Annotated in this window: 17 protein-coding genes; 3 read left to right on the top strand and 14 right to left on the bottom strand. The window is 34.7% G+C overall.

All coding sequences use genetic code 11. The features are described 5' to 3' along the window. Positions 1 to 26: 26 nt before the first annotated feature. Positions 27 to 851, bottom strand: coding sequence for an HNH endonuclease (locus tag LF822_RS23050; RefSeq protein ID WP_253923651.1), 825 nt, complete (start codon positions 849 to 851; stop codon positions 27 to 29). A 236-nt stretch (positions 852 to 1,087) separates the two neighbouring features. On the opposite strand from LF822_RS23050, the gene LF822_RS08730 reads away from it, so the two are divergent. Further along, complete coding sequence (locus LF822_RS08730) at positions 1,088 to 2,311, top strand: hypothetical protein (RefSeq protein ID WP_253923650.1); 1,224 nt, start codon at positions 1,088 to 1,090, stop codon at positions 2,309 to 2,311. A gap of 155 nt (positions 2,312 to 2,466) precedes the next feature. On the opposite strand, the gene LF822_RS08725 is transcribed toward LF822_RS08730, so the two are convergent. The 8 genes from LF822_RS08725 to LF822_RS08690 all read right to left on the bottom strand — a co-directional run bounded on the left by LF822_RS08725 (position 2,467) and on the right by LF822_RS08690 (position 14,217). Further along, positions 2,467 to 3,642, bottom strand: a complete 1,176-nt coding sequence (locus LF822_RS08725) for a DNA cytosine methyltransferase (RefSeq protein WP_253923649.1) — start codon at positions 3,640 to 3,642, stop codon at positions 2,467 to 2,469. A 106-nt stretch (positions 3,643 to 3,748) separates the two neighbouring features. Next, complete coding sequence (locus LF822_RS08720; RefSeq protein ID WP_253923648.1) at positions 3,749 to 5,401, bottom strand: PDDEXK family nuclease; 1,653 nt, start codon at positions 5,399 to 5,401, stop codon at positions 3,749 to 3,751. A gap of 57 nt (positions 5,402 to 5,458) precedes the next feature. Beyond that, entirely contained in the window at positions 5,459 to 6,382 is a 924-nt protein-coding gene (locus LF822_RS08715; RefSeq protein WP_253923647.1) for a PD-(D/E)XK motif protein, read from the bottom strand. Beyond that, positions 6,379 to 7,791, bottom strand: a complete 1,413-nt coding sequence (locus LF822_RS08710; RefSeq protein ID WP_253923646.1) for a DNA cytosine methyltransferase — start codon at positions 7,789 to 7,791, stop codon at positions 6,379 to 6,381. Before LF822_RS08710 ends, LF822_RS08715 begins: the two co-directional genes overlap by 4 nt. Continuing rightward, positions 7,739 to 8,434 carry a DUF6339 family protein gene (locus LF822_RS08705; RefSeq protein ID WP_253923645.1) on the bottom strand — a complete coding sequence of 232 codons (696 nt, stop codon included), beginning with the start codon at positions 8,432 to 8,434 and terminating at the stop codon, positions 7,739 to 7,741. The genes LF822_RS08710 and LF822_RS08705 overlap by 53 nt, the downstream gene beginning before the upstream one ends. 10 nt (positions 8,435 to 8,444) lie before the next feature. Further along, on the bottom strand, positions 8,445 to 9,386 hold the full coding sequence (locus LF822_RS08700; RefSeq protein WP_253923644.1) for a hypothetical protein: 942 nt from the start codon (positions 9,384 to 9,386) through the stop codon (positions 8,445 to 8,447). Beyond that, positions 9,387 to 11,402: a hypothetical protein gene (locus LF822_RS08695; protein ID WP_253923643.1), complete on the bottom strand. Its 2,016-nt coding sequence runs from the start codon at positions 11,400 to 11,402 to the stop codon at positions 9,387 to 9,389. A 16-nt stretch (positions 11,403 to 11,418) separates the two neighbouring features. Then, the gene (locus tag LF822_RS08690; RefSeq protein WP_253923642.1) at positions 11,419 to 14,217 is read right to left on the bottom strand and encodes a Z1 domain-containing protein; all 2,799 of its coding nucleotides are present in this window, start codon (positions 14,215 to 14,217) and stop codon (positions 11,419 to 11,421) included. 281 nt (positions 14,218 to 14,498) lie between these two features. On the opposite strand from LF822_RS08690, the gene LF822_RS08685 reads away from it, so the two are divergent. Continuing rightward, positions 14,499 to 14,915: a very short patch repair endonuclease gene (locus LF822_RS08685; RefSeq protein ID WP_253923641.1), complete on the top strand. Its 417-nt coding sequence runs from the start codon at positions 14,499 to 14,501 to the stop codon at positions 14,913 to 14,915. Here LF822_RS08685 and LF822_RS08680 read toward each other — a convergent pair. The 3 genes from LF822_RS08680 to LF822_RS08670 are packed head-to-tail and all read right to left on the bottom strand — an operon-like array spanning position 14,907 to position 18,196. Further along, positions 14,907 to 16,004: a DNA cytosine methyltransferase gene (locus tag LF822_RS08680; protein WP_253923640.1), complete on the bottom strand. Its 1,098-nt coding sequence runs from the start codon at positions 16,002 to 16,004 to the stop codon at positions 14,907 to 14,909. The genes LF822_RS08685 and LF822_RS08680 overlap by 9 nt on opposite strands. Positions 16,005 to 16,052: 48 nt before the next feature. Beyond that, positions 16,053 to 16,997 (bottom strand): toprim domain-containing protein, encoded by a 945-nt coding sequence (locus LF822_RS08675; RefSeq protein ID WP_253923639.1) that lies wholly within the window; start codon positions 16,995 to 16,997, stop codon positions 16,053 to 16,055. A gap of 59 nt (positions 16,998 to 17,056) precedes the next feature. Further along, on the bottom strand, positions 17,057 to 18,196 hold the full coding sequence (locus tag LF822_RS08670) for an ImmA/IrrE family metallo-endopeptidase (RefSeq protein WP_253923638.1): 1,140 nt from the start codon (positions 18,194 to 18,196) through the stop codon (positions 17,057 to 17,059). A 373-nt stretch (positions 18,197 to 18,569) separates the two neighbouring features. Between LF822_RS08670 and LF822_RS08665 the strand changes: the two genes are divergently transcribed. Beyond that, a complete protein-coding gene (locus LF822_RS08665; RefSeq protein ID WP_253923637.1) occupies positions 18,570 to 20,642 on the top strand; it encodes a DUF262 and DUF1524 domain-containing protein in 2,073 nt (690 codons plus the stop codon). A gap of 84 nt (positions 20,643 to 20,726) precedes the next feature. Here the strand turns inward: LF822_RS08665 and LF822_RS08660 are convergent, their stop codons facing one another. Together LF822_RS08660 and rlmH are read right to left on the bottom strand one after the other, a co-directional pair. Then, positions 20,727 to 21,230 (bottom strand): PDDEXK-like family protein, encoded by a 504-nt coding sequence (locus tag LF822_RS08660; protein WP_253923636.1) that lies wholly within the window; start codon positions 21,228 to 21,230, stop codon positions 20,727 to 20,729. A gap of 103 nt (positions 21,231 to 21,333) precedes the next feature. Further along, the gene (gene rlmH, locus LF822_RS08655; RefSeq protein ID WP_253923635.1) at positions 21,334 to 21,813 is read right to left on the bottom strand and encodes a 23S rRNA (pseudouridine(1915)-N(3))-methyltransferase RlmH; all 480 of its coding nucleotides are present in this window, start codon (positions 21,811 to 21,813) and stop codon (positions 21,334 to 21,336) included. Positions 21,814 to 21,979 lie beyond the last annotated feature (166 nt).

Genomic DNA, 21,979 nt, shown 5'->3' with positions numbered 1-21,979 from the left:
TTACGCACTCCTTTTTCACATTTAGCTTACCCTTTGAACATTTCATAATTTTCTAAATCCCAAAAGCGGCTGGAAATATTATTATACTTATTACTTCTAGCACCTTTGGATTTATTACAGCTTTCACAAGTCAATTGAAAATTAGTAGGGTCATTAGTTCCTCCATTTTCTAACGGAATGATATGATCGTAATTTTCTTTATTATCCAAGTTTAATACTTTTGTCAAATCGGTACCGCATATCTGACATCTACCTTTGTCCCTGTGAAACACGCCTTGCTTAAGCCATTGTGGAATATAACTACACCTACTTATTACCCCGTCCTTTTTAAAAATATCAGGGTACTCATCCATAGTCATATCAATTATTGAACTAGATATTTGTTTGTTAAATTCATTCAAAAAAACTTTGTTTGAGTATAATATCGAAAATATATCATCAACAACAATCGGCATCAGTTTATATTCATACAATTTAAACATTCGCCAAGCATAATCTTCTGCTTCCTCTAAATCTTCTGAATTTATATCTTCATCTGTTTTATCAAATAAGTTAAATGTACCTAATGATGAATAATCAACATTATAAAAGTCTAATATCTCTGCTAAATCATTTATTACACTCATAGGGAAATGCTTGTCTAAAATGTATTCAATATCAAAATAATATACATTCTCTATAAAATTATGGAGTAAGGTTTTACGGTGGGGAGAAGAACATTTCTCTAAGATGTTTTCTGCTTCAAGCCAATCCATAACTCCCATTTGATTTATTCCATTTATCTCATTAATCATATGAGATGCCATGATAATTGATACGTTTCCGTGTGTAATTCGGAAAATTCCTTTCACTCTAGTCACTTCCTTTAGCTTTCCTAATCAACTATTAATCGGTATAAACTTAATTAATTCTGGCATAAATTGTTCTCTTAACCTAACAGATCGTAGAACTTAGACCTTATATGACTCAAGCTATTATCTATTAAATCTTATTGATGGAATTTTATGTTAAAATTGTTATGCTATCTTATATTTTGACCGAAATTAATATTGAATTCAATACATTTTTTAAGCTAAGGAGGAAGTTTATGAGCATCCAATTCTCTCAAGAATATTTGAAAGAAGACCTTAGGAATCTTTTACTATTCTTTAAGGAATATAATATAGAAGGTGATTTTGACCGTTATTCTGATGACGATCAAAGTCGTGACAATGAAGATTTACTGGTTGATGAAGATACAGAGCTAACTCCTTGGTTACCTCATTCTTTTTATGAAGTATCTCATACAATTAGTGAACTATACGATATGGTATATGAAGCTAGAAGATCTAGAAAGATTGATGAATATAAGTTTATTGGAAAAAGGGTAGCTTTGTTTCACATAGATAGCCAAATACAAGAGATAATCCATGGCTTAAGTTTGGAAATACCAACCCATACAGAGATTATTGATAACCAACAGTACACATTAGATATAGTAGAGGGATTATCGAGTTACGGATTCAAATTGATAATTGATAATAATTACAACAAATATGTTCCACCCGTTGAAGATTCCGACACGTTTATAGAAATTAGATCAGAAGATAACATAGACGAGCAGGTACTTGAAAGCTTAGTTGAAGCATATTTGTTCGAAGTAAAATCATCATTAAATGTTAGTATTCATCTATCGCCAAGAGTGTTTTATGAAGCAGCGGAGGATCATACAGAATATGAAACAGTACCGTCAAGGCTAAGACCCTTGTTGCGAGGAAAAGGAATACACCCATTATTAAAATTATATAATTCGACTCTATCCACAACAAATGAGGAAATTTTAGTTTTGACATATACGAAAGTCATAGAATATGTTTCGCAAACTGTTATCCAACAAGATCTTATTAAGTCAGTTAATAAAAAGCTATTCAGCCCACGGACTCTTAATCCAGATGCGAATTATATACTTGAACTAAGTAAGATTTTCGAAGGTAATAGAAATAATCAAAAAGATTATTATTCTATTAAGTTAACCATTGAAACATGTTGCGACTTAATTGAAATAACTTCTATAGCTCCCCATTTTTTAAAATACACAAGGAAACTAACAGCAGGTAGCAAATCTGCTGAAATGGAAAAAGCTTATGAAGAAGTCGCTAATGCCATTAGTAACACACGAAACATGTTTGCTCACGCAAAAACAAATTATGAGAAAAAAGGTAAAGAGTGCCCTGCAGATCAATTAAATGATTTTACTAAATGCTTAGATATTCTTGCACAACAAATCATCCGATGGTTTTCAAAAGAAGATGAAGATAACCGGGTAACTTAAAAATCAAGCATGTTATCAAAGAACATAGCAGATGAACAAAACTGTCTCTTAATTATCCTTCTTTTTTTAACATAAAAGCTATAAAAAGCTCACCCTAGTTCGATAAGTCACCGTACATAGGATAAGCTTATTAGAAATAATAAGAATTAATGGTATTATTTTGAAGTTAAACCTTCTAATTGTTTATCAAAGGTAAGTTGCTTACCTTCAGCTTTTTCTTTACGTTTTTTTATGTTTTCTTCGAGTACTTCCTTAATTACACCCTTCCACTTGGGCTCAACGTATTCGTAAGGGATTTTTGCAAAAGACTTAAGAATAGCTTCTACTATAACTTTTGCAGCTTCAGGAGGTACTGCCATCCCAATTTGTTTTCGAACTGATTCTTTTTTTCCAATAAATTCAAAATCATCAGGGAATGTCTGTAACCTGGCTCTCTCACGATTAGTTAACGCACGATCATATTTATAGTGATACATGTGGGTTCCGCCCCCGCCAGAACCTGTTACAGTATAAGCAGGTAAATCTGGGTGAAGTCGTTTATATATATTACTCATTCGCGCACCTTTTACATTTAATCGCAAATGCTCAGGTATATCTTCACTCCAAGCATTATCACCAGGTTTTATATAGGATAGCATTTCAACCACTTTCTTTTGATGACGTGTAAATTCATGGTTGAAGGTGTCTTCTAGTATCGGAGGATTTTCTATAGCTTCCTTAGTTGTTTTAAATGTGTGAGGTGCTTTGTGCGTTGGTTTTGGTATTTTGAAATTAACGTCAAGATCATTTCGTATCCCCACAATAATAATTCTGTGACGCGCTTGCGGAACCCCATACTCTTGAAACTTATATAAATGAGGGGTTAATGTATACCCGTATTCCCCAGCACTCTCTAAGTCAGTAAGGATTTTTAAAAATGCTTCACCTTCATTAGCACTTTCGAGACCTCCTACATTCTCAGCCATAAACCATTTTGGATTATGGCTGTTTAAAACACGAACTCCATAAGAATACAGAGGACCATATTCACCTCTCATACCTTTAGTTTCGCCTACTATACTAAAATCATTACAAGGAAAACCAAACGCAAAGGCATCAATAGAACCAAGAGATTCTAAATCTAACTCTCGGACGTTTCCTTCAATTACAGAATCAGGGTTATCGGGACAAAGATTATGCCTAAAAGTCGAACAAGTATCTCCGTCAATATCATTTGCCCACTTATGTTGTACTGAAAATAACTCACCATTTTTATCATAAATTTGTGGAATGCTTGCGCCAAGAGATAAACCTCCAGGACCACAAAACAATTCTCCTTTTTGAAAAATCATAAGAAAACCCCTCTTACTTCAATGTCTAGTTTACATTATATAATAAAAGAAGTTTCTTGCATATTCGACAATATTATAAAAAGAACTTTAAGGTGATCACTTTACTTTACATATTTGCTAAATGCCTGGTATCCAATAATAAGTTTGACTGGAAAATTTCTATTAATTTGGCGTGAGAGATAGGTTTTTTTTGATGCAAACGTAATAATCTCATTAGGTCATATACCGTTATACAACAGCCGGCTATTCCTGTTTGTTCATATATATTTCTTAATTGGCGATTTATATTCTTGCTAAAGCCACCTGAGATGTACATATAGAAACTAAAAGCTTCATCACTCTCTTTATACTTAGGTATATAAGTATTAATCATTTTTAGCTCGTGCTCATGTCCTATAGAAAATTTTCTATATGCCTTATTATCTATAATTCCTGTAAAACCATCTTGAGACTCGATCCATATATCTGGGTTTCTGCCTAGATTACCAATATGCCGAACGTTGAACCCCAACTTCTTAAAGACTTCTAGAGTAGCAAGCTCAAACTCTTCTGCCAGTTCTCTGCCACTAAATGCCATATCAATAAATTTCGTTTCAAATATTCCAAAAGTATCTACATTAAATTTATTTAGTGTAGAACTAATTATTTGCTTAGGTATTCCTGTCTTCAATCCTAAGTGCTGAATTAAATCAGCCGTTACCTTATCAATAGGTTCCTCTCTTGCTAATGCTAGAAACTCATTTTTTATTATACGCTCAATAACTTTATTTTCACTAACAGACTCTTCCCTGAACGTCCTATTATCTCTATTCATTCCTGGGGGAAGGCCAAAGCTACGCTGGAAATTTTCCTGCCAGAATTCCCTCCTAGTGTCGAGCTTTCTCAAATCAGAGCCGTCATTTATTATTTGTTTGACAACTTCAATCATGTCCTGAGGAATAAAGATAGGAGAAGAAGATGTTAAACGAACAATTAATTGTGTGTATTCTAGGAAATTAATCAAAACGTTAGCGTTACTTTCTAGAGCATCAATAGTTTTCTCCTTTGTTCTATGGCCAGTTGTTGAACTCGGGAAAGCTTTTTCAAAATCGGGAGGCAAAATATCATATCCATATTTCCTAAATTCTAAGATTCTTTTCACAATATATTCATAACACTCCTCTGATTCATTTTCTGCTTCTACGGACACAATTACCCCAATTTCTCTTTTATTTAAATAAGGGTTAGCATTGATTTTTCGAGTTGTCTTTTGCCCTTCTTTTTTAATTGCTATTGCTGAGGTTCCAAAAAAATTTCTATTAGAAGGTTCACTTAATCTTTCATCTGTGAGCAAACGGAGTAAAAAACGAAATGGGCGGATCTTAAAACGTTCATGAATTCTTACTCTAGGTCTTTTGGAATATGGAGAAGGGTATTGGAATTTCATAAGTTGGTTTGTCATAAGCGGGACAGGAGGTGAACCATTTATTAACTCTTCTCCTACTAGGGTTAACCTAGTTTGTTTACTTTCTGTGTCAATAAATATCAGCCCCAAAGCATAAAGCCAAGATTCATAAGTCCTTGCTCCTCCTCCTCTACGATCTCGTCTAGGTCCTGGTCTTTTTAGACCCTTTTCTTCAAGGATAGCTTCAAAATCCAATTGTCTATTTATGTCGCTTGACCAGACATCTCCTAAGTTTTGAAGAGCAAATGCAGAGAGAATATCTACAACAGGGTATAATTTCCTCTTATTCCTTGGAACATGCCAATTATTAATCATATTAAGCCATCACCTAACATTATATTTTTAAAACTTCAGGTTGATAATTAACCTTTATTAGCTAAGGTCTAATTCCAAGTGGGAATATGAAAGACCAGATAAATTTAGCTTATATGTAAACTGAACTATGTGTTGCGTCAATGCTGTATTTTTAAAAGAATTCATATCAAAATAAGGAAATTTCTCATCAACTTGATACTCCCTAAGTTCTAGTAATTTAAATTCAATTTTACGAGAAACTGATTTCTCTTTAATACCTGAACGTGTAACAAGTTTGTTTAATTCACTATAGTCCATTCCTAAATCGACAAGTTTTCCTATTATTTTTTCAATACTTACACCTTGATTAGATTCCTCTAGTTTAATAAAAATTAGTGCCAGATCCTTATCAGAACTTAATTGATATTGACCAGATATTGTAACAACATCATTATACTTAATCGTAGATGTTTTCACTTCATAATCCTTTACAGGTGTTTGAATATCCACAGAACCTCCCAATGGTCCTTGCCAGCTCTCTTCTGAAATTTCTGTATTAAGTCTTAAATAATAGAGAAATAAAAGTTCACCTAATACTCCATGGATTGTCTGATCTACACTTTTATTACCTATCATGCTTTTCCATTGTTTCCACCATTTTAATGGGTCTTTAAGTAATTCTTCTCTCTTCTCACCGTTATCACCTATTTCTAAAAAAATGGCACATATACCTGCAAATTCATAACGTAAATTTTCATCTGTACTTGAAAACAATAAAAGGTGTTTTTCATCCCCTTCTATACTATAGAAACCGGTATATAAAGAAGCATTTGCAAATGATTCATTTATTTCTTTATCATTATCAATTTCAATACATACTCCATACTCATACTTAGTTCTTAAAACCCATGAATTATGTTTTTCACTAAATCCTGAAAGAAGGGAAGCATTGTTTGGGGATACATTCGCAAATTTCTTACGTACTTGATCAGCTAATTTCATATATTCCCCTCCGATTCCATGCAATGTTTGAGATTTTTAACTACACAGCGAGCGACTACTTTAGCTAATAAGGGAGGAACTGCATTTCCAATTTGTTTGTAAGCTTGTCCCATTGAAGTATTAAAAACAAAAGAGTCAGGAAAAGATTGGAGACGAGCAGCTTCACGCACGCTAATTCCTCGAGGTTCAAAAGGGTGTATATGACTGTATGTATCCGTACCAAGATGTGCCATCAAAGTATGAGAAGGCTTTTCGGGATCCAATCTTTTCCACTTACTATGGAACTTTGTATTATCGTAAGGAGGAACGTATGCCTTTTTTAACTTATTATATTGATCAAAATGATTAACTTTATCTACGTTTGATGAAGAACAGGCATCCATAAACATATCAGTAGAAATCTTATAGGCTTCTCTGTAGTCATCCCCTGGTATCATTTTTTCAAATATACGAAAGTCCCGCGGAGTATTACGGAAGCTATTTCCACTAACACAATTGTTAATCGCACCCTTACCTCCTCTCATTAATAACTGAAAGTTATTTACTGGAGGGGTCTGGTAGGGTAATAATGTATTTAGTTTAAGAGGGACATACTTTGCTCTTGAATCAGGAAACAAACCTGGCAGATCCGAAAGGGCGTCTCTTGTAGTGACCCATTCTGGCAAGCTATTGTCTGGTTCTAGAGGAATTTTGAAATTTCGAGCATATTTAAAGCGCTTGTCCTTAGTATAAGGTGATTCTTTTTGATTTTTATTCGGATCTATATGAGTTGGCTTTGGTAAATAATTTATCTCTCCATAAACTTTTTTAATTGCAAGAACAAATATTCTTTCTCTAGTTTGAGGTACACCAAAGTCTGCTCCATTTAAAACAGTCCATACAGCATTGTATCCTTTATCTTCCAATATCTCACATACTTTTTGGGGAATGTTTTCCCCATTAAAATTCACAGATTCTGGAACGTTTTCCATAACTATTGCTTCAGATCCCAAATCTATGCTTAACCGAATAAATTCCTTATATAAGTAAGCTCTTTTATCATTTTTTCCAAACTTATGTTTTCCAAGAGATCGGAGCTTAGCTTTTCCTATCCTAGAATATGCCTGACATGGGGGGCCACCTACCGTAATAACTGAACAATTATTATTTTTTAAATCGGAAGAATTAACATTAATTATATCTTCACACAGGTACTCTTTTTTTTGACCCTTCTTCCAATGCAAATTAAAAGAGGCAGTGGTACATGCAAATCGATCGACATCTACACCTGCAAGAATTTCTAATCCTTCAAGCGTAAAACCATAGGATAATCCCCCGCATCCTGCAAATAAATCTACTATATATGGTTTTTGAAATTTATCTTGTTGTTTCATAGGTTTCATGGAAGTAGTCCAGTAGTCTCTTAACATAAGATCTTGTTCCTCCTGGAGTGAGTGATGGCTCTAAAGATTTGACTCTAGCTGTATTTAGTCTCAAAACTTTTCTAAAGAGATCTTTTTTTGAACCACCTGTATCTAATTCACTAAATTGCTTCATAATCTCCCTGGTTAAGTCAACTCTATATCCGTGAAAACCTGAGCGTTCAACAAGCTGACCAATTCCATCAGTACTAAAATCTTTAAGAATTAAATAAGTATCTTCTTTGGTTTCATTCCATGAAAGGTACACAAACCACCATAATGTCTTAAGCCATATTCTTCTACTTTGTTTATAGAACCTTTCTTCTTTCAATCCCCATCGCTTATAAACAATATCTGGAATGACCTTCATAGAAAAATAAAGCCAGACTTTGTCATCTGAAGCATCCCGTGGAGTGAAATTATATTGCTCTTTTAATAAAGTAAATAACTCTAAACCAAATTTTAAGTCAATAAAATACTCTCTTTTGTCAACTTGGTTTTCATCAATAAAATTATTTATTTCTATATATTTTTTCGATAAACTTTCACGCAAACCACTATACTCCCCGCCGCATGAATGTTTAGGAGGTTCTCCTTCCTTAAATAGAAAAAATATCTTTTCGGCTTCTGAAGTGGTTATTTTTTTCCACATGTTATTTACCTCACTTAAATCTAGAGTCAAAGTCTTCACGAATGGATTTTGCAAGACTTTCAGGCGAACCGATGTCCCAATTTAATGTATTTATAAAGTAAAAAACAGCTTCACCTATACTTCCTGGTTCAGTATTTCTGTTTATTAATATTGATGGCCAGTCCCCTGACTCTTTTACTCTCTCTATTATTATTTGTAACCCACTTGCTATTATCTCAGTAAACAATGGAGAAGAATTAATGCCATTTTCAAGCAAAAGTTTTTTTGAAAATTTGTGCCCCATGTTTAATACTATAGCAACATTTTCCTCAGCAAATTGATCATACAAAGGTTCAGTAAAGTTACATTCTACCCACCATAGTGGCTGCGAAGAATCATTAACTTCTACTATTGGGAACATAGAAGCATCCCCATCAAGCATAATATTCGTACTTTCTAATGTTCCAAGTGTGATACCATCTCTCGCTGAACGATTTGAATAATCTGTAGTAGTTACTTTTGCAACGTATATAAAAGTTTCAAACGTAACATTTCCCCGTACTATTCCCTCTTCAATTTCAAAGTCTGCAACAAAGCTTAATGGCCCTTTATCTCTCACGGAGAACTCTGTTAATGGTATAACCCTCCTCTGAGATGACTCACGAGAGAACCACCTAATTGCTACTCCCAACATTTCCTCTTCAGATGCTATTCCATTTTCTCCAAAGAGAAACTCAGGATTCAATAAGATCATTTCTTTATTTAAAGAAATGTTATTTACAGCAGGATCCCATTGTATTCTTGGATCCACTATTTGTTGTGTACCAACTTGCCCCTCAACTGGTTCGGTTTTCATATGGATTTCTTCTCCATCCTCATTTTTATAGAAAGCTGTGAATGGCTGGGAAGTGAATCCTATTTTATTGAAGAGTTTTTCATCTATTATTCTGTGAAAAAATATGCTTGTATTCATTTACTTAATCCCCTTGAAAGATTCAGAGATATAATTTATGGAAACCTGTAAAGAGGTATCGTAGCTACTCAATGTAAGACTACCTTTTATCTTTCCTGAATTACCATTTAAATGAAGAAGTATTTTATTTTTCACTTCGAACCGCTTAGTATAAGAAAAATCTAATTTTAATAATTCAAGACCTTCACAATCTTTTATATTTACATCATTAATTTCAACGGGAAACTTAGTACCTATTACATTCTCTCTTTCCCATTGGTCTCCAGCAATTTTCTTATTACCCTCCGCCTCTATCTCAGGCTCAAGTAAGAAATGATTAGTGCGATTACTAATATTAATTTCAAAGCCAACTTGCATCTCACCAGTCGCAGTTCGATAAACGTTAATAATATTGAAACTGTCTTTTGGAAATGTCTTTTCCATTCCCTTTTTCGTTTTTTTATGATTTTCTGGGACTACCCCTGGTTGACTTCCAAATCCAGCTGGCGGCAATAGATGGGTTGCGAGTGCTTTACTTAAAGCTCCACTTTTATTTCTTGAGGTGGTTTGTTCGTTTTCTCTGTAAGCTTCTGATATGCTACTGGCTACCTTTTTTTGAATTCTATCAGTAATAGTAAATTTTTTATTGTTAATTGTAAGATCAGACCAAGAAGTATGATCTGCTTTCTCACTTTTACGCAAGTATTCCTCTAAAGTTATATTTTCAGCTGATTTCATAATATTATCTGAATCTGGCACAAAAATTCCTATTATATATTTGTCGTTTTCAGTTTTTTGTATCCCTCTAACCCACTTACCAACTGTTTCATAATTTATTACTAGACCTGGTTTCCTAGTAAAAGTAATTATAGGGTGATTATTGTCACTGTACTCGTCATTATATTCCAAGAATTGAAAAGGGGACTTTTTGTTGTAAGGTACAGTCATTCTTAGTTGGTCTTTATCAACTTTTGTAAATACTACATGCCCTGCTACATTATTAGATAGATCTCTATATAAAATAATATCTTTTTTCAATATATCTTTTTGGTAAATATATCTTGATGGTAGAGACACGTGTGACGTCGCTTGAATATATAATTCTCTAATAATAGAAAAAAGAGGCTCCATGTGTTCTCCGCGTATTAACTCCCCATTTACAGAAGGATTAAGTGGTTTGCCATATGGAAAACTCCAATTATCAATTCTAGGAGAATACCACCTTTGGATTGCAATCTGTAAATAATACTCAATACTACTATGCCACCATAGATTTTGATTATTTTCCTCTTGCGGGATGAGGTCTTTAGGATTGATAAAAGGAATAATTACAGTGGTACCTGTTTCATCCTCTGCATATGGGCTGACATCAAAATCTCTTAATATATTTTTTATTTCTGCCTCATTTGTAAGTGGCATTGTAGAATTACTAGTATGCTTAACTCCCCACCATGCTATCCCTCTTTTAGGTGAATTAATATTAACCGGCAGTAATGTATCCTCTTTAGATTCATCTTCTACCAAACAAGCTGCTAATCGAGATTCATACTGTCCGTTTTCCTTTTTTACTCTAGAATAGTAGACTACAAGTCCTGCTCCTATTCTATAGTAAACAGTTTTTCCTAGTCCCCAGGATCCTCCTGCATCTTTTTTGCTCTGAGGCATACTTATCTCATATACTAATTTCAATAAGTTACCGTACTCGTCATTTTTGATGTAATCATGGTGAATTGGTCCAGTTAACCCCGTAGTGTTCCAGTCTCGTACGATAAGACTACTTTGTTCTATGCCTGAAAACTTTTCTTCTAATGAATTTTCTATACCTGAAAAGTGTTGAGAAACGCACTTCTTATTAAATTTGTTTACTAATATATCAAATTTAATAGGGCAGCCCGAGGAATCAGCTGCATCTAAACTATTTTGGATAGATTCTCTTACAAGTAAATCCAGAACAGGCGTCTCCGTGTTTTGTATTAAGCGGAGAAGTGAGCTCCCTCTTTCAGACATTCTACTCATTTCAGCAATTTCTATATCCATACTTATACACCTACAATTACTCCTCAATTTCTTCATTCTCTATCTTTACTCTCAGACCTTTCGCAACAGGTTTACCGTTCGTACTACCTGGAATATTTATACAAACTCCGATTATATCTTCTGCGAAATTTAAATTAATTCTCTCTGAATCCGTTTTACTTTGCTTGTGAGCGACTGAGTCTCTTTTTATTCTATAAATAATAAGTTGAGGTGTCTTGCTCATATCATATTTTTTTCTGTATCTTTTTATAGTACTTTTTTTAATACTTTCCATTGATTTAAATTCTGGTATAAACTTTTTATCTCTTATATCTGCCAAAACATCGGAAGGCGCCCTTAATACTCCTATATTGACTGTATTTGAAGGGTAATCCATAGCAGTAGATTTAACTGAACGCTCTACCTTACCAATATTAAATCCCCCTATATTCCACTTAGCAGGATTATTTGAAAAGCCTTTTTCCACTTCACCAGCCCCACCGATAATTACATTCCAATTTTGAAGGCCGGTTTCTTCACTTACTTTCTCAAACCATTGAGTGAAAGCCTCTATTTGGTTAAAAGTCCTTGATTTTTTACTAAAACCCATTTTCATTAAAAAGTGTTCTTTAATATTTTGAAATTCTATATTTCTATATACTAAAGAGCTTTTAACAATAATTGATCGTTCTGGGCGACTACAATATGAGTTTAAGAATCCTTCCGTAACATTAATATTATGTTTTAAAACAGACAGTTTGTTTTCAAAATGAATAGTCTGTATAGAGGAACCTGTAAAATCCATTTCAACTTCTTCAGCATTTTGCATTTTATTTTTAGCTGTAACTCTTAACCACGATACTTTAGGAGTGTTTTTCACTCGAGGTCCATATTCACTAGGGCTTTTACTATCAATCTCAAACTCTTCCAATTCTTCTCTAAGTTCTTCTTCTAAGTTTGTTAGAAAAATAAATTTTTCATATGTTTTTTTGGTCATCCATATTCGCGGCAAAAGCTCATAGCCTTTCCTATAACCAAACCATCTTCCCATTTGCATTAAAGAATCTCCAGCATTAGAAGCACGCAAAAAATAAGTACTCACTAAACCTTCAATGGTTAAACCTCTTGATAAAGTACTTCCCCCTACAATAATAAATGCAGGTGCTTTATCGAGCTCTTTAAGCTTCCTTTTTTCAGGGTAAGCTAACCTAACGTGCATATTCTCGTCGTTGACACCATTAAACGAACAGTTATCGATACACAAATGGATATTTTCACGATATTTTAGTTCACCTTCTCTATCCATTTTTATATGTGAGATATCTTTAATTAATTCTCCAATTAAAGATTCTAATTCAATGAAATGAGGATAATCATTAATCTTGTCGTTAGGAATAGGATAGTTCTTAATTACAGCTCTAAATTTATCTATGTTGAATCGTTTTACTTCTTTCTCGAATAACTCTTTACAAAAAGAGAGTATTTTATTGTTCGGAGTTTTTGTAATCCAATCCTCTACCGCATTTGCCACATTTTTATGGTGATATTGTTTTTGACTTGTATGGATTAACATGCTTACGGGCATTTTAATGTTATAGTATCGTATAGTCGCAGTAGAAATTAAAAACCAAGCAATGCTTTCCTTCAAACTTTCTGGTAAAGCGTACGTCTTTCCTTCTTGTACAGATTGAATTCTTAAATGATCAGGACTAGAGATATCCCGTATTATATCCATACCTTCGAATTCATTAGTACCTTCCACTCCAAATATTTGTTTAGGTCCAAAGAATTCATCGGACACTGGCAATTTAGCAATGAAATCTTTTGGATATAGTGATTCTCTAGAAGATTCATTTAGAAAGTTAGAATAGGGAGTAGCTGTGTAAGAAATAAAGTTCATGGCTTTCGGTCTGGCTCCTATAGCTTCTACTGATTCAACCAGATTAACAATCAACTCATTAATTTTTGCACGTTCCTCTTCAATTTCCTTGGTGTTTATGCTTGCTTGATCAGCCTCATCGTCTATAACTAGTATTTTCATATTCTTAAATTGTTTTGTATCCGCCTTCAACCATGATATGAGGTTTTCCAACCTAGTTCTGTTCTTCAGACATATATTTAGGTATCTCCGTGAGCTCCCCTCATAAAGGTGAAGATCTTGTAACCGATCTCCTACCGGAGATTTTGTAGATAAATTAGAAAGTATTTCCCAATTGTTATTTCCAGCGTGATGCAAATCATTAAATAGGCGTCTCTCTGTTTGCTTTCTAAGGTTTTCAATCATACCCGAAAGTACAATAAAAGTATTCCATCCCCAATCAGAGGCCATTGCCATAAGAGCTGCCATGCTAGCAGTTTTCCCTGACTGCACTTGTCCAATAACTAATCCCTTAATAGGTCCTGTTGTAGTTGTATCAGCATTTAATTTTTTTAATATTCCTAGCGTGCTTGCTTCAATATTATCTACGGATTCTTTTCTCATTCCATTTCTAAGCAAGTGTTTTCTGTATAACATCCAAGACGATCTTTCATCATCAGGAACTTTTAGTTTATTATCTTCTTTTTGAGATAATATAGTAGAAGATCTATTTATCTTTTCTATCTGCTTAGATTGTTCTTCCTCTAATTTGATATCCTTAACAATATCAATCCAAATTTGTTCTGTAACTGAGTCGTTTATAATCATAAACTTTTTAAGGTTCCTAAGGTTTTCATCAAGGCTATTATCTAAGGGCCCACCATTAAAAGCTACTTCCCAGCTTTTATTCTCTCTCTCTAAAATATTTTTTACGGTTCTCCGTACATCATCAAAAGCAGGTAGATGAATATCTATCATATTTCCCCTCCATAAAAAATCAGACTTTTCTATATGTATTTTATCACAACTTTCGAACTATTATCAGATGATTTTTTTACAAAAGATTAATATGAGTAATGATAAAAAACCTAGTACTTACTCTTGTTTTCTTAATTTAGAAGGGAGGATATTGTCTAGATTTTAATGCCTAGTCTAATATTTTGGGTTTACTTCATTACATATATGGTTAAAGAATTTTAAGAAGTAATATACGTCTTTTCAGTTGAGCTTAGTTAATTAAAGTATTGGAGATGTAAATAATGGCGGATAATTTAACTAAATCTCAAAGAGTTAAAAATATGAAAGCTATAAGGTCAAGATCTAAATTAGAAGACCGAATTACAAAAGCCCTCTGGAGAAGAGGGCTTCGTTTTAGAAAAAACCAAAGGGACCTAATTGGAAAACCAGATATATCATTAAAACAATACAAAATAGCTATTTTTATTGATTCTTGCTTCTTCCATGGATGCCCTTTACATGGTAATATGCCAAAGACAAACCAAGATTATTGGAAGAAAAAGCTTAATCGCAATAAAATGCGTGATAAAGAAGTCACTAATTATTATATTGAGAATGAATGGAATATTATGAGGTTATGGGAACATGAGTTTAAAACTAATTTTGATGCCGCTATAGACAAAATCGAACATTTTATTAATGAAGCCAAATTAGAGTGAATTTAATTGCTTTTGTATTTGGATTTGGCTCCATCTAGGACCTCTTGAATCTTCTCGATAAGGAATTCCCGCAAACGTTTTTAAAATTGCTTCAATAATAACTTTTGCTGCTTGTGGAGGGACAGCCATACCAATTTGCTGGCGTACTTGCTCTTTATTTCCTGAAAATACAAAATTATCAGGGAAAGATTGAAGGCGTGCCCTTTCCCTATTAGTAAGGGCCCTTGGCTGCTCCCAGTGGTAAATGTGTGTCCCCCCTCCTCCACTGCCGGTAATAGTATAGGAGGGTTTTTCTGGATGAAGTCTCCTATAAATTTGGCTCATTCGAGCCCCTTTCACCCGTAATCTCATCTTTTCAGGTATTTTTTCTGACCAAGCATTTTCCCCAGGCGGAATATGGTTAAGCATGTCTATTACACGTTGCTTGTGTCGTGTGAATTGATGGTTTGGGGCATTTTCCAAGATAGGAGGATTTAATAAGGCCTCACGAGCTGTTTTAAATTTATCGATATAAGTAGGTGCTGGTATCTTAAATTTTAAGTTCTCATCTTTTTTAATCCCCACAATAATTATACGGTGTCTTGCTTGTGGCACCCCATACTCTTCGAATTTATACAGATGCGGGAATATATCATACCCTGAATTAATTAATTCCCTCATAATTAGCCTGAAGGTTTTGCCTTCATTAACACTTTTTAAACCTCCTACGTTTTCAGCAATAAACCATCGAGGTTGGTGTGTTCTAAGTACCTCTATTCCATAAGTAAATAAATGCCCATATTCTCCATCAATTCCTAATGACTTCCCTACAATAGAAAAGTCGTTACAAGGAAAGCCAAATGCAAAGGCATCAATACCCTCTAACTTACTTATATCTACTTTTTGAACTGGTTTGTATATAACTGATGCCGGCTTATTTGGAGAAATATTATTTATAAATGTTTTACATGCTTCCTCATTAAAATCGTTCGCCCATGTATGTTCAACACTATGCTCAATACCATTCCCATCAACTATTTTTGAAATTTTCGCCCCTAGACTTAACCCCCCAGGACCACTAAATAACTCACCTTTTTTAAAGACTGTCATATTCAAACCTCCAGTTATAATTTTTATAAATGACTTTTTTCAAATAAATCAACGGTGATGAACATTTACTAATCTACTTTTCCTAATCTTAGACTGATTCTGTATCTGAAATTCTCTTATCAAAACTTCATTCCAGTCTTTCCGTATAGGTAAATCACAACTAGATATTTTTTTGGTAAATAATCTATGATGTTTAGTAATAAACTCTCTACCAGCCTTATCATTATCCGTACAAAATGTTATTTGATTAACCTTATGACCTTCCTTCCCCATCCGTTTGATCTCGCCTATCATAGTCTGACGCTTCAGGCCTGACATAGACACCAAGCGAGTATCTTGCAACTTTTCTTTCTTTATACTCCAATAAGACAACGCATCAATCGGACTTTCAAAAAGGTAAATGGAATTCGGCTGACCAATATCTACAGAAAATCCTGCGGATCCATGGCTGTTCCTATCAATTCCTTTAAACTTTCGCCCATCTTTCATAGGAGAAGTACCTTGTCGATCTGCTCCTACGATCTCTCCTTGCTGCTTCCACTTAAACACCACATTCCCGAGCTTGTCCTGTGCGATTAAGTTTTTATTATCAAGCCAATTTACAATCTTAGGATGAATCTTCCGTTCCTTCGTAAGATAATCTTTAGCTTTTGTCCTATCATTCACTTCATAATTAGAAGGATATTGATAAGGCTCCTTAGGCTTTTGCTCTTGGTAATTGTCTTTTACTTTATAACCTTGCGCATTCAGATCGAGAACAGCTTCCGGAAAGCTCATCCCATAAAACATTTTGGCAAAGTTAATAACTCCAGCTCCTTTTTCGTCTCTGGAATTCCAGGCATACATTTGATCTTTAATTACTAGGCTGTCATGCACTTGGTGACGGTAGTATCTCCCCTCTTTCTTCAATGGTTCTCCTTTACGCTCAAGATAGTCTATGAGATCCACATTACGAGCAACCTCCACTTGGTCCGCGCTTACATGTTTGGCCATGCAGCACTTCCTCCTCTCTAAAATTAGATATAAATAAAGACAGGGAGATAACTCCCTGTCTAGCGTTCAATCTCTATTTTTTCTTTTTGCTTTTCCTTTTGCTGAGAAGCTTCTTTATTCCCTCCACTTTTCATTTCTGAAGTGGTGCTTTCTTTTTCTTTCTCTTCATTGAATTCTCGGTCCAGCTTGTTTTCGATTTGAGATAGTCGCTGCTCACCACGATCCGTTAATGGTAGTTCTTTTAATTCTTGAAGAGATTCTTTCTTAAGCTGATATACCTCTTCTTTACTGTGAGCCTCCTGAAAGGAACGCATTTGATTTAAACGTTCTTGCCGGTCTTTGTTTTCTTCTTTATCTAATTCTTTTCCGACTGTAGGTTCAATAAAGTTCATGAGCTCCTTTTTATAAGCGTCTTTGAAGTCTTGATGAGAATATTCCTCTTCGGCCTTTTCTTCCTTACCAAAAGGCCCGCTATCCTTTTCAGCCTTGCTCACTTGGCTTCTGTACATATCCTGAAGCTTTTCTGAAGGTAATTTCTCCACTTCTTGTTTCTCTTCCACTTCATGTTTTTGTTCTTTAATACTCATTGTTTTCTCCCCTTCCTTTTCTTGGTCCAATGATTCTTCAATGGTCGTTATGAATTCTTTAGCTGTTGACTGAACTTCTTGTAATAGGCTCTCATGGTCTTTAAATTCATGGTCCTTGGTCCAGTGATGCAGATAATCTAACGAGTAGTCACTGGTATCAATATTGAAATAAGAAGCAACGGTATAAGCTGTCATTTCCGCCTGAAATTCTTTCTCTGGTTTGGTGTAGTCATTCATGTTGTCTTTTGTATGAAGCTTGGCATGAGTTAATTCATGCAACAGAGTCTTTGTATCCTGGCGCTCAGAGTTACGCGGATTAAGAGCCACCTCACCTCTCCCGGTGTAACTTACGCCTTTAGCTGCTCCTAACTCTTCATAGGGTTCTACAATTTGAACATTGTCTATAGCTTCCATTCCTTGGCGAAGCTGACTGTAGTTTTCAACCTCCCCATCGATCCATTTGTTAGGAAAGATTTGAGGCAGATCTTTTTGGGTTGCTGTTGTCTGCGAAACATCGAACACACTTCCGGTTGAATAAACAAGACGGCCATCTCGTTTATCGAGTTGACCGCCTTTGACTTGTTGCTTTTCTTTTTTCGTTGCATATTTCAAAGGTTTCCATTCGCCCTATTCATCTTGAAACCGCTGTCCTAAACGATTAGGCACGAGAACCTTTAGACTTTTCTCTCCTTTGTTCACGGAAAACCCTTTGTCTTTCCAGAAGGCGTAGGAACCTACAGCTTAAGATTCCATAAACTGTCAATCAACTAGTGCTGTATTACAGTGATAATACCGATGGAACTTGCCCAGAAAGTCTAGAAACTCTTTCATTTGTTCAGAAGGAATGAAAGTGGTTCGTAATATTTACTTCCATTCCCACTGTCAGTCGATAGACTCACTTCAAGTTCCTACATAGGTATTCAGCACAAAAGTAAATTAAATATTCTGATATAATTGAGGTATTAATCCGAATGGGGTGAGTAAAATGAAAGCAACAGAAACTAATCTTCTACAATTTCTTAAAGGGCCAAAACAATTTGTTATTCCTATTTATCAACGTACATATAGCTGGACTAAGAAACAGTGTGCACAACTCTGGGAAGATATTGAAAGAGCTGCAGAAGACGAGAATTTATCTGGCCACTTCATGGGTTCCGTCGTTTATGTTGAAAAGGGACTTTACCATGTTACTTCTGTTCCTAAACTATTAGTAATAGATGGACAACAGCGTTTAACAACACTTAGCTTAATTCTTAGTGCTTTTTCTGAAATAATCGAAGAAAATGAAAAAGAAGCGACTTTAATAACAGCTAAAAAAACAAGAAATTACTATCTATTAAATCAAGATGAAGAAGACGAGGAACATTATAAGCTCCTTCTGACCCAAAAAGATAGAGATACTTATATAGATTTATTGGAAAAAAGAGAGTTAGATCAACAATACTCAAATAGAGTAGTAGAGAATCATGATTTCTTTAAAGAAACCATGAAACGAAGTGAGTTGACTTTAGATGAAATTTACAAAGGCATTAGTAAATTAATTATGGTAGATATCTCATTAGATCGGGACAAGGATAACCCCCAATTGATTTTTGAGAGCCTTAACTCCACAGGGCTTGACCTCTCACAAGCTGATTTAATTAGAAACTATTTCCTAATGGGCTTGGAAGAAAAAGATCAACAACGATTGTATAAAAATTATTGGTATAAGCTTGAGAAAAGGTTTGGGCATTTAGAAGATACCCGTTATTTTGATCGCTTTATCCGTGATTATTTAACGCTTAAAACCGGAAACATTCCAAAAATAGGGTTTGTGTACGAAGCATTTAAAAGTTATGTTCAGCAAAATCCGCATAAATCAATTGATGAGGTTATCCAAGATGTATTTAAATATGGGAATTATTATATAAATCTTACACTTAGAGAAGATGACCAATTGCTAGAGGAATGTTTCAAGGATATACGCACCCTAAAAGTTGATGTTTCTTATCCATTTCTTCTTAAAGTGTACGATGACTATGCGACGAAGATTATTGACAAGGAAGAATTTCTAGAGATACTTACTATCATCAGCAGTTATGTGTTCCGTCGAGCTATAATCGGGATCCCTACAAACTCTCTGAACAAAACATTTGCTTCATTGATTAAAGAAGTGGATGAATCAAACTATACCAAAAGTTTAAAGGCTTCACTATTAGTTAAAACAAGCTATCGCCGTTTTCCTTCTAATGAAGAATTTAAACGTGAATTAGTTATTAAAGATGTCTATAACTTCAGGAACCGTAATACATTACTGCGGAAGCTCGAAAATCTTGATAGGAAAGAACCTATCAGTGTAGAGAACTATACAATTGAACATATTATGCCACAGAATAAAAATGTATCAGCCGAATGGCAGAATGAACTTGGGTCTGAATGGAAACAAACCCATGAAGTATTCCTACACACTCTTGGTAATTTAACACTGACTGGGTACAATTCAGAATTAAGCGATCGATCATTCCAAGAAAAATCAAACCTTAAAGGCGGTTTCAAAGACAGTCCATTATGGTTGAATTCTAGTGTAGCCATGAAAGAAAAGTGGGATGAATCTGCTATTAAGGAAAGAGCATTAAAAATATGGCCTTTCCCTGACTTGAGTGAAGAAGAATTATCTAAATATAGATTACAAAAGTCGAGCGATGATGAACAAGGGTACAACTTAAATTATCACCGGGATGCCTTCAGTTCGGAAACTTTTGAGATCTATAAAGAGTTGAAGATGAGAATATTGAACCTCGATAGTGGAATAACAGAGAAATTTAAGAAACATTATATTACTTATAAAATAGAAGGACGCAATTTTGTAGACATTGAGCCTCTAAAAGCACACTTAAAAATTTGGTTAAACGTAAAAGCAAATAGTTTATATGACTCGCGCCACTTAACAAAAGATGTATCCAACGTTGGTCATCGCGGAAATGGGGATCTAGAGCTAAAGATTACCCCTAATTTAAACCTGGAACAAGTTATGGATTTGATCAGACAATCTTATGAGCATAATGTTGAATATGCTTAATCTTTATAAACTCAAAAAAGGTTCTCTAAGCAGGGAACCTTTTTCTTTTATTTTATCCAACCTTTTATAAACTAAATAAGTTTTTCATACCACCATTTCAAATAAATTTTTAATACGTTCTTTACTAAACTTCCATTCAATAGGTATAGCGTCTTCCTGGCCTTTAGCCTCTCCAGCTTTCCATATATGTTTCTCTCTTACTATAGTATTTCCCAACCCACCTCTGACCTTCTTCATATAATCACCAATTTCTTGAGGAGTAGCTAGATAAACTCTTGGCATCTCATCATTTTCAATTTCCACATTTTTAAATTGCACTAAACTGACGATGGTTTTTCCAGTATGTCGCCTTATCCACTCGTCTGCTGCTTCAGAGTAGCTTCTATTCTTTTTAAAGCTTTGAGTTAAACCCCATCCACCATCCTGACTTCCTTTAACTGAAACTTTTAACATTCTTTCACCTGAGACCACGACTAAGTCATATTCTGGTTGGTTTGCTCCATATTGAACAGAAACATCAAAACCTGCCCATGCAAAAAGTGTTGCAGTGAAGGATTCAGCTGCAACACTTACTTGATGTGTATTCATTAATATCTCCCTCCTAAATTCAATCAAACAAGTGTAAAAAGTATTAATATCCCATGTACTACCACCAATTTATAATTTTAAAAAGTAACAATACAAACCTCATTTACTTATGATACGGCTCCCCCCTCATAATCTTAAACGCCCGATACACCTGCTCCACCAACATCAACCGCATCAACTGATGAGGGAACGTCATATTCGAAAAAGACAACCCATAATCACTCCGCTTCAGCACCTCATCACTCAATCCTAATGACCCCCCAATCACAAATGCCACCTTACTCTTCCCATACGTCCCCAGGTCGTCGAGCTGCTTGGCGAGTTTTTCAGAAGTCAGCTGCTTGCCTTCGATCTCGAGTGTAATCACATATGTATCCTGCTGGATTTTAGAAAGAATCCGCTCCCCTTCCTTCTGCTTCACTTCAAGCATTTGCGCTTCACTAAGGTTCTCTGGTGCTTTTTCATCGGGGACTTCGATGATCTCGACTTTCGCGTATGGGGTAAGGCGTTTGATGTATTCGTCGATGCCTTGTTTGAGGTATTTTTCTTTTAGTTTTCCGACGGTTACGATGGTTATTTTCATGGGTTTCGTCCTCCAGGTTCGTGTTCTTGTTTCTATTTTATCATGGATGGGAGGGCTTACTGTCTATGGTTTTTTAGTGTCTTGTGAAGGTTTTCTTTCAATTTAGTTACATGGGTTTTTTATTTAGCAAATTGTGTTAAACTTCTCCATATTCTACTTAATTTTT

Origin of the sequence: Halobacillus sp. A5, assembly GCF_024189315.1 — a bacterium.
In the GTDB taxonomy this organism is placed as follows: Bacteria; Bacillota; Bacilli; order Bacillales; family Halobacillaceae; genus Halobacillus_A.
Note: the sequence above shows the minus strand (reverse complement) of the source record. Positions and strands in the feature narration are given on the sequence as shown.